Source organism: Staphylococcus nepalensis, assembly GCF_014635045.1.
GTDB lineage: Bacteria > Bacillota > Bacilli > Staphylococcales > Staphylococcaceae > Staphylococcus > Staphylococcus nepalensis.
The window spans coordinates 13103-27371 of sequence record NZ_BMCF01000010.1; the positions used below are offsets into that span (position 1 = coordinate 13103).

17 protein-coding genes are annotated in these 14269 nt (G+C 32.6%); 4 read left to right on the plus strand and 13 right to left on the minus strand.

Annotated features, from left to right (window positions below):
- Nucleotides 1-88 precede the first annotated feature (88 nt).
- Together IEU88_RS12250 and zapA are read right to left on the minus strand one after the other, a co-directional pair.
- Nucleotides 89-610, minus strand: coding sequence for a CvpA family protein (locus IEU88_RS12250; protein WP_103373526.1), 522 nt, complete (start codon nucleotides 608-610; stop codon nucleotides 89-91).
- Complete coding sequence (gene zapA, locus IEU88_RS12255) at nucleotides 610-876, minus strand: cell division protein ZapA (RefSeq protein WP_096810363.1); 267 nt, start codon at nucleotides 874-876, stop codon at nucleotides 610-612. Before zapA ends, IEU88_RS12250 begins: the two co-directional genes overlap by 1 nt.
- Before the next feature lie 305 nt (nucleotides 877-1181).
- Here zapA and rnhC point away from each other — a divergent pair, with 305 nt between their 5' ends.
- On the plus strand, nucleotides 1182-2120 hold the full coding sequence (gene rnhC / locus IEU88_RS12260) for a ribonuclease HIII (RefSeq protein WP_103372998.1): 939 nt from the start codon (nucleotides 1182-1184) through the stop codon (nucleotides 2118-2120).
- 87 nt (nucleotides 2121-2207) lie between these two features.
- On the opposite strand, the gene pheT is transcribed toward rnhC, so the two are convergent.
- The 6 genes from pheT to IEU88_RS12290 all read right to left on the minus strand — a co-directional run bounded on the left by pheT (nucleotide 2208) and on the right by IEU88_RS12290 (nucleotide 8618).
- Nucleotides 2208-4610, minus strand: coding sequence for a phenylalanine--tRNA ligase subunit beta (gene pheT / locus IEU88_RS12265; protein ID WP_103372999.1), 2403 nt, complete (start codon nucleotides 4608-4610; stop codon nucleotides 2208-2210).
- Nucleotides 4610-5668, minus strand: coding sequence for a phenylalanine--tRNA ligase subunit alpha (gene pheS / locus IEU88_RS12270; RefSeq protein ID WP_096810366.1), 1059 nt, complete (start codon nucleotides 5666-5668; stop codon nucleotides 4610-4612). Before pheS ends, pheT begins: the two co-directional genes overlap by 1 nt.
- A 333-nt stretch (nucleotides 5669-6001) precedes the next feature.
- Nucleotides 6002-6742 carry a TrmH family RNA methyltransferase gene (locus IEU88_RS12275; protein WP_103373000.1) on the minus strand — a complete coding sequence of 247 codons (741 nt, stop codon included), beginning with the start codon at nucleotides 6740-6742 and terminating at the stop codon, nucleotides 6002-6004.
- Between the two features lie 17 nt (nucleotides 6743-6759).
- Complete coding sequence (locus IEU88_RS12280) at nucleotides 6760-7701, minus strand: M23 family metallopeptidase (protein WP_103373001.1); 942 nt, start codon at nucleotides 7699-7701, stop codon at nucleotides 6760-6762.
- A 126-nt stretch (nucleotides 7702-7827) separates the two neighbouring features.
- On the minus strand, nucleotides 7828-8001 hold the full coding sequence (gene rpmF / locus IEU88_RS12285) for a 50S ribosomal protein L32 (RefSeq protein ID WP_096810369.1): 174 nt from the start codon (nucleotides 7999-8001) through the stop codon (nucleotides 7828-7830).
- A gap of 80 nt (nucleotides 8002-8081) precedes the next feature.
- On the minus strand, nucleotides 8082-8618 hold the full coding sequence (locus IEU88_RS12290) for a YceD family protein (RefSeq protein WP_103373002.1): 537 nt from the start codon (nucleotides 8616-8618) through the stop codon (nucleotides 8082-8084).
- A gap of 126 nt (nucleotides 8619-8744) precedes the next feature.
- Between IEU88_RS12290 and IEU88_RS12295 the strand changes: the two genes are divergently transcribed.
- Nucleotides 8745-9878: a nucleotidyltransferase gene (locus tag IEU88_RS12295; RefSeq protein ID WP_096810371.1), complete on the plus strand. Its 1134-nt coding sequence runs from the start codon at nucleotides 8745-8747 to the stop codon at nucleotides 9876-9878.
- Between the two features lie 256 nt (nucleotides 9879-10134).
- On the opposite strand, the gene IEU88_RS12300 is transcribed toward IEU88_RS12295, so the two are convergent.
- The 3 genes from IEU88_RS12300 to rsmD form a co-directional block, all read right to left on the minus strand.
- Complete coding sequence (locus tag IEU88_RS12300) at nucleotides 10135-10695, minus strand: MepB family protein (RefSeq protein WP_318270891.1); 561 nt, start codon at nucleotides 10693-10695, stop codon at nucleotides 10135-10137.
- A gap of 182 nt (nucleotides 10696-10877) precedes the next feature.
- Entirely contained in the window at nucleotides 10878-11363 is a 486-nt protein-coding gene (gene coaD, locus IEU88_RS12305) for a pantetheine-phosphate adenylyltransferase (protein ID WP_096810373.1), read from the minus strand.
- Between the two features lies 1 nt (nucleotide 11364).
- Nucleotides 11365-11907 carry a 16S rRNA (guanine(966)-N(2))-methyltransferase RsmD gene (gene rsmD / locus IEU88_RS12310; protein ID WP_096810374.1) on the minus strand — a complete coding sequence of 181 codons (543 nt, stop codon included), beginning with the start codon at nucleotides 11905-11907 and terminating at the stop codon, nucleotides 11365-11367.
- 67 nt (nucleotides 11908-11974) lie between these two features.
- Between rsmD and IEU88_RS12315 the strand changes: the two genes are divergently transcribed.
- Nucleotides 11975-12364 (plus strand): DUF7147 family protein, encoded by a 390-nt coding sequence (locus IEU88_RS12315; protein ID WP_103373004.1) that lies wholly within the window; start codon nucleotides 11975-11977, stop codon nucleotides 12362-12364.
- Nucleotides 12365-12457: 93 nt separating this feature from the next.
- Here IEU88_RS12315 and IEU88_RS12320 read toward each other — a convergent pair whose 3' ends face one another.
- A complete protein-coding gene (locus IEU88_RS12320) occupies nucleotides 12458-12709 on the minus strand; it encodes a YlbG family protein (protein WP_096810376.1) in 252 nt (83 codons plus the stop codon).
- A 128-nt stretch (nucleotides 12710-12837) separates the two neighbouring features.
- Here IEU88_RS12320 and IEU88_RS12325 point away from each other — a divergent pair, with 128 nt between their 5' ends.
- A complete protein-coding gene (locus IEU88_RS12325; RefSeq protein WP_096810377.1) occupies nucleotides 12838-13755 on the plus strand; it encodes a lysophosphatidylglycerol phospholipase D in 918 nt (305 codons plus the stop codon).
- A 79-nt stretch (nucleotides 13756-13834) separates the two neighbouring features.
- Here the strand turns inward: IEU88_RS12325 and IEU88_RS12330 are convergent, their stop codons facing one another.
- Nucleotides 13835-14269, minus strand: a complete 435-nt coding sequence (locus IEU88_RS12330) for a YlbF/YmcA family competence regulator (protein WP_096810378.1) — start codon at nucleotides 14267-14269, stop codon at nucleotides 13835-13837.

A 14269-nucleotide genomic window follows, 5' to 3' on the forward strand; every position in this document is an offset into this window, starting at 1 on the left:
CCAAGACAACATACCCTAGTTATTTCGGTATATCAATTATGTCTTGACCTCCTAGTTTTTAAAATCACTGTATTCCACACGAATATATTTAAAGTTGTGTGATAAAAGTTGAGATAAACGGAATATGTAATAATATGTATTCTGTTATGATTGAATGAGATAGTTGTTGTTGGATTAAGCCATTAGGATATATGGCTATACCATATAACAAAATAGCACTAATAATTGACGATGAAATCAAACTCAATACCATTCCAGATACCCTGCTTATCATATTCGGCCAGCTTTGTTGAACAATGTTATCAAATAGTACAACAACACCATAACATATAGCTTTCGTAAGGGTTGCAATAATTACAAAAGCAACCACGTGCTCAAATCGTTGCTGCAGATGAGCGAATTGAAATGCAAAATCCAAATCATAAGCGCGCGTTTTAGGATAAGGTACAAATAGTTCTAAGCGTTGTGCAACATGCCTATAATAACGTTGAGCTAACCATAAAGCAAACATTGTAGTGCCTAAATGTAAAGTTGTTAACCAAAGCCCTCTTCTAAATCCAATCATACCAATATATATGAAGAGAAGAACAACTAGTATATCAATTATCATTAGTCTTCACTATTTTTTAACTGGTTTATTTCTTGTCGCAAACGTTCATTTTCCTCTTCTACTTGCACTTTTTCATGCATAATATTAACAGCGGTAAGGATTGCTTTTCTTGTAGTATCTAGTCCAGCACTCTTACTCGCAAGTTCTTTGAGTCTTTCATCTACTAAGTGTGCTACATAACGGATATGCTCTGGATTATCCTCTCCTACGATTGTATAATGTTGATCATTGATAGTTACGTTAATCCGGTTTTTAAACTCACCCATATAATAACTCCTGACTTTAAAAATATATATTTCCAATCTTGCTGTTATATACCTTTATTTATATTTATATGTTCGTAATTTATAATATTTATCACGAACTATTATACACGACAAAATATTTTTTTGTAAGAGGTGTGATTTGTTATATTTGAATTATTTAATAATTACATATATTTAACTTTAACACCTTTTAATTCAAGCTATATTGCTACTTATAACATAAAACATTCAAATATTAAAAATTATGATATGATATGCATTGTCTCATTTTAAAATAAGTAATATGAACAAAGCGAGGTCACTCAATGACGAATGTAGTACATAAATTAACAAATCAAGAAATCCAAGAATTAATGACTAAAATACGTTTTGATACATCTAATCTTTCACAAGGTATGAAAGCACGTACAAAATATCAAAATACTTCCATCACGATCTATAATTCAAATAAGATAATGTTTCAAGGGAAAAACGCAGAAGCTGTAGCCAATACTTTACTACCATCTCAATCTACGGCTACTCAAAATAATACAAAAACCTCCAAAATCAAACAAGCTAAGCAACACATATATTATAACCAATTTCAATGTATAGGGAGCGATGAAGCAGGTAGTGGTGATTATTTTGGTCCCCTTACGGTATGCGCCGCCTATGTATCTAATAAGCATGCGCAAATCTTAAAAACGCTTGGCGTAGATGATTCCAAACGGCTTACTGATTCAAAAATTGTTGAGCTTGCTGAACAGATTATAACGTTTATTCCGCACTCTTTACTAACAATGTATAATGAAAAATACAATGAAAAGCAAAAGTCTGGTTGGTCTCAGGTTAAAATGAAAGCTGTTTTACATAATGAAGCGATTAAGAATGTCGTTGATAAAATCGATCAAGAAGAATTTGACTACATCGTTATCGATCAGTTTGCAGAGCCCGGTGTTTATAAAAGGTATGCACTTAGTCAAATACCTTTCGAAAATAAGACGAAATTTGAAACTAAGGGTGAATCAAAATCAATTGCAATTGCAGCAGCCAGTATTATTTCTCGTTATGCATTTGTAAAAAATATGGACCATTTATCAAAAAATGCAAAAACTGATTTACCTAAAGGAGCTAGTAATAAAGTAGATTTAGCAGCAGCAAAAATCATTGAAAAAAATGGCATTGACTATTTAGATACAATCACGAAAAAACATTTTGCTAATAGAAATAAAGCTATCAATTTAGTAAACCAAAAACATCGCTGAATTTGCACTTAAAACAGTTATGCTTAATACATAAATTAAAACCTTGAACTGTAGGCTAATAAAGCTACAATTCAAGGTTTATTTTTATTATCTAATTGTCGCGCCTTTTGCTTGTAAAGCTTCTAAAATACGGTTATGCACTCCGTTCACTTTATCATCCGTAAGCGTTTGGTGCATATCTAAATATGCTAGACGAATAGCAATTGATTTTTCATCTTCTGCAACATGTTCACCTTCGTATACATCAAATACTTCAGCATGTTGTAAAATATCTCCGCCATAATTTTGAATGATTTTTACAATTTCAGCGGATGGCGTTGCTCGATTAATTACCAGTGCAATATCTCTTGATACGCCTGGGAATCTTGGAATTGGTTCATAATTAATATAACCTACAGATACTGACATTAATTTATCATAATTCAACTCAAAAACGTAAGTACGTTTTAAATCATAGTTATTTTCAGTTTGTGGATGTAATTCTCCAACAAAACCAACTATTTCCTCATTTAATTTAACCCATGCCGTTCTGCCTGGATGTAAACCATCTATTTCGCCGGCTTCATATTCAAATTGAATATCTAATATTTCTGCAATACGATCGACAATACCTTTGGTTACAAAGAAATCTATTTCTTCTTTTTTATTTTGCCATGTATTTACAGTATAGTCCCCTGTTAAAATACCACTCAAATATTCAACCTCATCTGGTAATTGATTCTCTTCATTGCCAAAGAATACACGCCCTAACTCGTACAATGCTACATGATGATTACTACGTGCAACATTGTAAGATACATCATCAATTAGATGCGGGATTAAACTTTGTCTTAAAGTAGAGTGTGCTTCGCTCATAGGCATCAACAATGATATCGTTGAACGGTCTTGCAAAGCAAAATCAGTTGCGCGTGTTTTATCGACAAGGGAATAATTAATCGCTTGGTTTAATCCAGCGCCTTCTAGCGTCGCTTTAACAACACGTGTTTTTGCTTGTCTATCCGTTAATGTGCCCGGTGTGACTTGTTTAAATACAGGCAATGTTGATGGTATTTCGTCGTAACCATAAATACGTGCAATTTCTTCTATAAGGTCTTCTTTAATGGTAATATCTTTACGGCGCGACGGCACCATAACAGTAAGTGAATTACCTTCCCTAGTCGTCTCGAAGCCTAATCGAACAAAGACAGCTTCAATCTCTTCTGGTGATAAGTTAAAACCAATTGTTTCGTTAACATTTTCCACAGTAATATTCACTGGTGTAACAAATTGGCCTAGTTGGCCTTCAGCAATGCGGCCTTGAAGCACTGTTCCCTCTGCGTATTGCTGTAATAAATAACAAGCTCTATCGACAGCTTCGTCTACAAATTCAGTTGCAATACCTTTTTCAAAACGACTTGAAGCTTCGCTCCTTAAATTCAAGCGTCTTGATGTATGTCTGATTGAAACTGAATCAAAAATGGCACCCTCTATAACAACATTTGTTGTACTTTCGGTTACTTCTGAGAAGTCTCCACCCATAACGCCGCCAATAGCAATTGGTGTATCCCCGTTAGTAATGACAATATCGCTATCTTTTAAGGCTCTTTCTTGATTGTCTAATGTAGTCATTTTTTCGCCTGTTGTCGCTTGACGAACTTCGATATGTTTAGATCTGATTTGGTCTTGGTCAAACATATGAAGTGGTTGACCATATTCTAATAACACATAGTTTGAAATATCTACAACATTATTAATCGGGCGAATACCTGCTTTAATCAATCTCATTTGTATCCATTCAGGTGAGGGTTGTATTTTCACATCGTTCACTATTCTAGCACTATAATATGGTACTTTATCTTTATTTTGAACACTAATACGCATTTCATCAGTAGCTTGTTTTGTAGATTCTTGACTTTGTGTCTCTGGTCTAATCATTGGTACATTATAAAGCGCTGCTGTTTCATAAGCCGTACCCACCATACTTAAAGCATCTGCTCTATTTGGCGTTAAATCAAACTCCATGACCTGATCATCTAAGTATAAAGCTTTCAATGCATTTGTACCTGGTTTGATATCTGATGTAAAATTATAGATACCTTCTTCAAATTGTTTAGGCACAAGGTTACTTGAAATACCAATTTCTTGTAATGAACAAATCATACCTTCAGAACGTTCACCACGTAGTTTCGCTCTCTTTATTTTTACACCGCCAGGTAAACGTCCACCTACAGTAGCTACAATGACTGTTTGTCCAGCATCAACATTAGGTGCACCACAAACAATTTGTACTGGTTCTGCTTCACCAATATCAACTTGACATAAACTGAGTTTATCAGCATCTGGATGAGGTGCTTTCGTTTGGATATGCCCTACCACTAAATTTTTAATATCTTTTGTATAATCAATAATATCATCAACTTCGATACCTGTGCGCGTAATTCTTTCTGCAAGCACATTGACAGGTTGATTAATTTCTACAAATGTCTCTAACCATTCTTTTGAAATAAACATTATGCTTCACCTCTATCTTCTACTGCTTTAAATTGATTTAAGAAACGGACATCATTCGTATAGAAATGGCGGATATCTTCAATGCCATATTTTAACATTGCGATTCTATCTGGCCCCATACCAAAAGCAAACCCTGTATATTTAGAGGCATCGAATCCAGCCATTTCAAGCACGTTAGGATGCACCATTCCAGCACCTAGAATTTCAATCCAACCTGTATGTTTGCACACATTACAACCTTCACCTTTACACTTAAAGCAAGATACGTCGACTTCGACTGAAGGTTCTGTAAAAGGGAAATAACTTGGACGGAGTCTAATTTCTCTGTCTTCGCCAAATAATTGTTTAGCCAACAATTCTAAAGTCCCTTTTAAATCGCTCATTTGAATATTTTCATCTACCACAAGACCTTCAATTTGAGTAAATTGATGACTGTGTGTTGCGTCGTCAGAATCTCGTCGATAAACTTTACCAGGGCATAATATTTTAACTGGTCCTTGTCCATTTCGTTGTTCCATTGTTCTCGCTTGTACGGGTGACGTATGCGTTCTCATTAAAATATCCTCTGTAATATAAAAACTATCTTGCATGTCTCTAGCTGGATGTGATTTAGGTAGGTTTAACGCCTCAAAGTTATAATAGTCTTTTTCAACTTCAAATCCGTCTACAATTTCATAACCTAAACCTAAGAATAAATCTTCAATTTCTTCAATTGTTCTAGTTAAAGGATGCTTAGCGCCTATTGAAATTTTTCTACTAGGTAACGTAACATCAATTTTTTCATTTTTTAATTGTTGTTCTAGTTTTTCGTTGGCTAAAATTTCACGTCGTGATTCAATTTCTCCTTCGATTGCTTGTCTCACTTCGTTTACTTTTTGACCATACGCTGGTTTTTCTTCATTAGACAATTCTTTCATGTGTTTCATCAAACCAGTGACAGAACCTTTTTTTCCTAAATATTTAACTTTAACATCTTGTAACTCTTTTTCATTTTGAGCTTCATTTATGTCTACTAATGCTTGTTGTTTAATCTCAGACATTGCTTCTGTTTGAGTCATAATTTTGCCTCCTATTTAAAATGTATACTGTAAAACAATAGATAATCGCATATAAAAAAAGCTTTCATCCCCTGAAACTGGGACGAAAGCTTTCCGTGGTACCACCCAAATTTATGCATACGCATACACTTGTTGTCATTGATAACGGAAATGATTTCCGACTTAAATTTCTTTAAGTAACCAAAAAGGTGAAAAAAACTAATAGCAGCGGATTATCTTTCAGTCTTTGGATAATCTCCCTTAGACAACTGGGTTAAATTAGTTTACGTCTTTTTATTGGTTAATATTTTTAATCAGTATTAAATCTATTATATACGAAACCTAACTAAGGGGTCAACCTTTCAAATGGTACAACAATATACTGCCGGCTATAGCGACATTTAAGCTTTCCGCTTTGCCATAAATAGGAATGTTTAAATTTTGTGTTGTTTGATCTAATAACTCAGGGTTGACCCCTTCTCCTTCATTTCCTAACAGTAACGCAAACTTTTCTTGACTTGTAATTTGATTAAAAGCAACTGCATTTTCAAGTGCAGTACCATATACATTCCCATTAAATTTACGGATAAATGTGCTTAAATCCTCAGTGACAATTGGGAGATGGAATACACTGCCTTGACTCGCCCGTAATACTTTATCTTGATACGGGTCTGCTGTCCCTTTTTCTAAAACGATTAAATCGATACCTGCAGCGTCTGCAGTACGTATCAAAGTCCCCATATTTCCTGGATCTTGAATACGATCTATTAATAACACTTGTTGTGCTCCTGCAACATCAATATGTGCTTTTTCTATAATTGCGAAAAATCCTTGTGGTGTGACTGTACCGGAAAGTGCTTCCGCTACTTTTATATTTATTTCATATACTTCTTCAACATAATTCACCAAATTATCATCTAATCTTTCAATATCAACAGCAAATAATTGTAATATTTTTAAATAACTTTTATACGCTTCTTCAATGAGGTGTGCACCTTCAATTAACACCTGACCTGTTTTATCTCTTTCACGTTTCTTTTTTAATTTATTTGCACTTTTAATTTTATTGTTTTGTGCAGAAGTTATCATTTCCATACTATAGCCTCTTCATTTTAATTTTTAAAGATATGAATCATATTTGAACTTAATTTCTTAAATTTAGTAGCAAAATTGAACTTATTTTTTAATATCATATTATCATCAGTATAACTTACTATATCACCTTTTTCAGGCGAAGTACCATTGATTAACTTAATTTTGTAAGTTTTAGCGAATTGAGTATTACATTGGTTCATAATCTGAAAATGTACATGTGGTTCCATTGCGTTACCCGAATTACCAATTCTAGCAATAAATTGCCCTCTCGTAACACAATCACCAACGTTAACTTTAAATGAATGTGGTTTAATATGCGCAATCATACTATATTCATTATTTGCATGTTTCATAATAATGTAGTTACCTTCGGGATGTTTCATGTTATTTTCTCCTGGCGTTGCATCTGGTATACCATCTATGATTTTGACGACAATGCCGTCAGCAGGAGCAACAATAATTTGGTTGTAACTATAGTAACTTTCACATAAATTAGGATTACCGTGGTAGCTACGATTTGCCTTTGTTAAAACCAAATCAAGTGCATAGCGTTGATTTTTGTATGGATAATGATGATTGAGCAATTCATTTTCACCACCAGCGTATACAAACCAAGCATTTTGAACAGGAATCGTATAATAACATTTTGATTTTTTAATTCCTTTTATATTTTTAATTGGGGTAAGAACAAAACCAATTATTTCATTATATTTATTTAGCGTTACGCTAATTCCGGTGGCCATCTTTTCGTCAAACCATATGTATTCCTCTCTATAATTGAGTTGAATATGTTTAAATAATTTATTTTTATATCTAATTGCGTTATACGATTTCAACAATTTTTTTAACTCATCATAAGAAGAAACTTCTTGAAAATAATCACTAAAATGCTCATATAACCAATCAATTTCATTGTTTTCAATTTTTGCCAGAATCATTTGAGCATTTATTTGCGTCAACAGTCACACAACCTATCAATTGAATATAGTGTCTATAAGTATTAAAAAAAACGCTCAAAAATTATCAAGTGAATAATTAATGAACGATTAATTTTCGGCTATCAATAAGCCCATAAATAAATGAAATTATTTAGATACTACTTCTTCACCTTTGTATGAACCACAGTTCTTACAAACGCGGTGGTTTAATTTGTACTCACCACAATTTGGGCATTCTGTCATACCAGGTACTGACATTTTGAAATGCGTACGACGTTTATTTTTTCTAGTTTTTGACGTTCTTCTTTTTGGTACTGCCATGATATATCCTCCTTATATACATACACTAATAATTGTTTTCAGACTCAATAACCTATTATACTATAAATTATTTAAATCCGCTATTGCTCTTCGTCATATAATTGTTGTAGTTTTTGAAGCCTAGGATCGATTTGCTTAGTTTCTTCTTCAGCAAGCTCAACCGCTTCTTCTTCGTCAATAACTTCCCAACCATTACCTTCACGTAACATCTGATCGCTATTATTAGCAAAAGCACGCATTGGCTTTTCTACAATAACAAGTTCTTCAGCAATATCTTTTAGATTAATCATGCCGTCTGAAGCATCATGATAATGCTCATCATCTTCTTCGTCATCACTTAAATACTCATAACCTTCTAAATCAAAAATTTCTTGTGATTTAATATCGATAGGCACTTCAACTGGCACTAATGTACGTGCGCACGCCATCGTATACGTTCCAGTAATATGCATGTCTGCAATGACTTCATTTGATTTGACAGTTAGCTCACCTTCAACATCAATATCAGATAGATCTATTAAATCTAATGATTTTACTAAATGATCAAAATTCACCGTTTGATTGAACTCAAATGGTTTATCTTGGAATTTTCTTAATTGTGTTATTGACCATTTCATATGGCTTCACCTCTAACAAGCACAAAATTTATTTTAACTTTATAGACAAAAGTTGTCAAGATTTTTTCTTAACACGGTTTAATCTGATACAATATCTATAATGAGTTCTGAAAGGGAGAATTGCAAATGAAAAGCGTTGCACTAATCACTGAATATAATCCTTTCCACAATGGTCACTTATACCATGCCCAGACATCAAAGTCAATAACCGACTCTGAAGTCTCTATTGCGATTATGAGTGGTAACTTTGTAATGAGGGGACAACCAGCTATATATAATAAATTTATTCGCACACAGATGGCGTTAAACGTTGTAGATTTAGTAATTGAATTACCTGCCCTTGCTGCACTATCAGCTGGCCAATATTTTGCAACGTCAGCTGTTCAAATTGCAGATTATGTTGATGCAGATCACCTATCTTTTGGAAGCGAATCAGGAGACATAGATTCATTTAATGCGTTTTTACGAGATATCAATCAAGTTGAACAATCTTCCCTGTTTCTTAAAAAGATAAAAGAAGGTAAGAGTTATCCTAGGATATTAAGTGAACTTGTAAATGATAATACGCTGTTATCTTCCCCAAATAATACTTTAGGCATTTCTTACATGCGCGCAATTCAAAAGATTGCACCTCATATTAAAGCTTGGACAATTTCAAGAGAAAACAGCCATCATCATGATCAAGATATCTCAAATTTAAATTTTGCTAGTGGTACGTCAATTCGTAATGCAATACAAGCATATGACGAACAATGGAAACATGTCGTCCCTCATTCAATACACCATCTTTATCAAGAACCACACACATCTGTTGACGATACATTTCCATATATTAAATATGCGATTTTAAGTCATACCGCAGGCTCCTTAAAAAACATCTATACCATGAGCGAGGGCCTAGAAAATCGAATATTAGAAAAAATTAAACATGCCACATCATTTGAACATTTGATGTCATTAATAAAAACAAAACGTTATACATATACGCATATCCAGCGCTTATTAATGAATATCTTACTCAATTTTCAAAAACAACATCAATTCGATACCATTTCTGCTGTCCGCGTTTTAGGCATGTCTCAAAAAGGACAACACTATTTAAAATACTTAAAACAAAAATTTCCAAATCGTAATTATATAACGCAAATAAACCAACAAAATGCGCGTTTATTTGAACAAGAAATACATACTACTGAAATTTATAATTTGCTTTCTCATCGACCAGAAACAGATTTCAACACCCCAGTGATACGTATTTAAAATTAAGCTAACAACACTATGAAACGATTAAGTGTTCATACGTTCGTCGTTTTTTTAATATATTATAAAAAAAGGGAGATTTTATATAAAAACCAGAACAAGAGAGATGTCACATTTTCGGAAACAATTCCATATCTCCGAAATACTAATAACTTAAAAACACAATATATCAAGCGCTTACATTAAATGTCGTCTTTATAGAAATTGATATAAATACACGTTTTGGTTTAATCGAAGATATTGCTAATGTCAACAATTATTCTAAATATTTATTTACGTTTTGTGCCTTTATTTCTTGTTCACTTAATCCATCAGATAAGTCAATAAAATATTGACTTTGCCATTTTTGGGTTAACGTTGCAGCCTTATTTAAATTAGTTTCCCAATCTGGATATACACGAAAGGCCATTTTACCTATAGAATAATCAGTACGAATAATACTTTTTTTCGCAAGGATCTCTTTCGAAAAAATAAATTGTCCTTTTTGATTTCCATCTAATATATTAACGATTAATTTATCTTTCATTTCATAAAAATCGAAAGGTTCGTTTTCATATTCGCTATTTTTATGCCAGACTGCCACAAAATAACCGCTTTTTTTTGGTGTTTTTTTAGCCATTCTACTTTTAAATGAAACGCGGTTAAATATAAAGTTAAAGCTTTCATAGCTTTGATTCCATTCTTCTAATTCTACCTCATCTAGAGAAAGTCGAGGTAGAATTTCACTTATCTTTTTAAATGTGAAATACGAATTATAATTCGAAATGATATTGTTCGTAATAGTTCGTCTCCCCCTTGTTTTACGGTTACGCCAAATTGCGTGTTTCTATATCAAAGTATAAGGAACAAAGCCAAATTACCATGTTACGCGTCACATTTCATTATACTCCAGACATTAACATTTTGTTTCAAAAGCTAATTTACAAATGCTTTCTATAAAATGATTATTAGACAGACTATATTTAAAGCTGAGACATACTTTTACGCCCCAGCTTTTCATTATTTTTTGAATTTTTTATTTAATGCTTTTTCGACATGTTCTGGTACAAAGTCTGAAACATTAGCTTTATATGCAGCCACTTCTTTTACCACACTAGAACTAATAAAGGAATAGTTTGTACTTGTCATCATATACATTGTTTCTACGTTACTGTTTAGTTTTTTATTCATCGAAGTAAGTCTTAATTCATACTCAAAGTCACTTACAGCTCGCAACCCTCTGATAATAGTTTGAGCACCGATTTCATCACAAAAATCAACCAGCAAACCGTTAAAATGATGTACAGTAACATTATTTAAATGCTTCACTGATTCTTCAATCAATTCGATACGTTCATCAATTGAAAAAGTTCCTGATTTATTACTGTTTTTCAAAACGCAAATGTGCAACTCATCAAAACGATCCGCGCTTCTATCAATAATATCAATATGACCATATGTAATTGGATCAAAACTTCCTGGAATGACTGCTTTAGTTGTAGACATTTTAATCTCCTTTTTCTAATAACAAAGTGTCTGTTAATCCATAATGATATCTTTTTATCATATGAAATGATTTTGTATCAATCTTTTCTTTATGATTGAACTCACAAACGATAATACCATTTTCTTTCAATAAGTTAAACTTTGCAATTCCATCTAATGCTTCATCAATCAAACCTTTTTCATAAGGGGGATCTAAAAAAATAACATCAAATTGGATTTCTCTTTTTGAAAGTGCTTTAAGAGCCCGATCAGCATTATTTTTATATACTTCTGCTTGATTGGAAATTTTTAAATTTTGAAGATTAGATTTTATAATTTTTATAGCCTTGAAATTTTGGTCTACGAAAATCATTTTTTCCATACCGCGAGACAATGCTTCAATACCCAAAGCACCGCTTCCAGCATATAAATCTAAACCGACGCCAGAGACCTCGTGCAAACTATTAAAAATGCCTTCTTTAACTTTATCCATAGTAGGCCTTGTATTACGTCCTTCTAAACTTTCTAAGGGTTTACTTTTATGAATTCCAGAAATCACTCTCATTTTACAAACACTTCCATTCTAGATTTTATTTTTATATAATACATATTGCATGATAAGGAGGAGCAAGATGAAACAATCATTTATAAAATTAGGTGAAGGTCTTACAGATTTATTTGAATTTATAACACTTATTGAATATAACCATACACGGATAGATTATATTGTCTATTTTCATACCCCTACTTTTGATAAAAAATTATCTTCAGTCGCTATTATTATGAAACCAACGAGCGACAAACATTTTCAAGCTATGTATATTATGGTAAATGCATTAAAATATCCATATCCTGAGCCTAACAAAAAGTTCGATATGATTAACAAACAAGCAGCACAATTTAATCTTGAGATAAAAGAAATTGATGTACAACCACCTGAAAGATTTCACTCTCATAGTATTTATTTCAATTATTTAATCAGTGTATTAAGAATAGAAAGATGGATTCCTCCACTAGAATAATAGTAAACAAAACAAAGTCACCTTACTGGTTCTTAAACCTATTGTGACTTTGTTTTGTTTATAAAATAATTCAATTAATTTAATAACTTATTCTTATGTAAATTCATGTTGTTCTTTTGGGTATTCTTTTTTTAAATACTTATAAGGAGAGCCAACAATATTTTTAACATATTTTAATTTCATTAGTTTGTCTACAATACTATCAGCTTCTTCTTCATTTATATACATAATAACATAACGTTGTTGTTTATTTGTACTTACAATATGGCCAAATTTTCTAATTTGGCGTTCATGTTTCATATGTTTTAAATATATGATTAAACTTGTTCTAGATACAATATCCATATTATCACTCCATCTATTAGCCACTTTATAATATCACGACTAATTCAATTAATAAATAACAATTATTTTGAAGTAAAGCTAACATTTGCTATATTACTTAATATACTTAAACCAAGGAGGATTTGCGCATGACAACATTTAATAAATTAATTAAAGGTGCGTTTTTAGCTACAGTTGGTTTAGTCGGCAGTGCTATTTTCGTTTCTAAATATAAAGGTATGCCAAATAATCAGGCAGTCCCTTCCTTCTTCTCTAAACCGGCGCCTTATATATTTGCGCATCGTGGTGGCATGGCAGTTATGCCAGAACATACCAAACTTGCATTTGATAACGCGATTAACCATAAAATTGATGGATTTGAAATTGATGTTAGATTAACCAAAGATCAACAACTGATCGTTTTTCATGATGCAGAAATTGATCGTACTACAAATGGTTCAGGAAAAGTAGCAGAACATACTTTAGATGAGTTAAAACAATTGGATGCTGGTTACCATTTTACAGATGTGAATGGTTTAAAGCCCTATCGTAATCATTTAAGTGCCAAGGTCTTAACATTTGATGAGTTGCTAAAATCATATCCAAACTCACTCGTCAATGTAGACCTTAAAGATATGCCACAAAGTAGCGAAGGCAAGCTTGTACCTCACATCATTTATGACATAATTGTTAGAAATAATGCGCAAAATCGTGTTTTAGTTACTAGTTTTCATAGTGAACAAGTGAAACGTTTTAAAAAAGGAAGTAACGACACAATTGCTATAGGTGCAAGCCAAAATGAAGTTGCTGAAGGTTTCTTAAAATTCAGTTTAGGTCTTGGTAATATGTTCCAACCACAAGCCCATACCTTCCAAATGCCAGTCACATTCAAAGGTATCAAATTGACTTCTCCTAAATTTATTAGCTGGTTAAATGAACGAAATATTGTACCTGGATATTATGGCATTAACAATTTAGATTTAATGAATGATTTAATCGTAAACGGCGCTCACACTTTAGTCACTGACAGACCGGATTTAGCAGAACGTTTTAAAAACACATACTAAAATAAATTATATAAAAGCTGGGTTACCTGTTTGGTTTCCCAGCTTTTATCGTCATTAATAGATACACAATGTCTTACGTTTACAAAGAACAGCTACAAGAACCACCTGTAGCACAACCACTCGCATCTTTTTGGAAAAACGGATTTCCTGTTTCAATTTTTACATTTTCAGATACTGCATACGCAATTTTAACGATGACTTCATCAATTAAATCTTGTAACGCTACTTCTTTTTGTTTATAGTCCATAACGACTGGCAACATTTCATAAGCACGTTTACGTTTACGTGTTTCTAACATAACTTTTTGATAGTCCGGATGATATTTCCCAAACCTCATAATTTCATCGTATGCTTCTTTTGATTTTAAAAAAGCTTGGTATAGTAAATGAGCCTCATCATTTTCCATTAAATACTTCTCAGCTAATTTGAATGCTTGATATAAACGTGAGTCAAGTATTTTATCACTTAAACTCTCGATATCATCAAGTACAGTCAATGTTTCTTCTGTTATCAT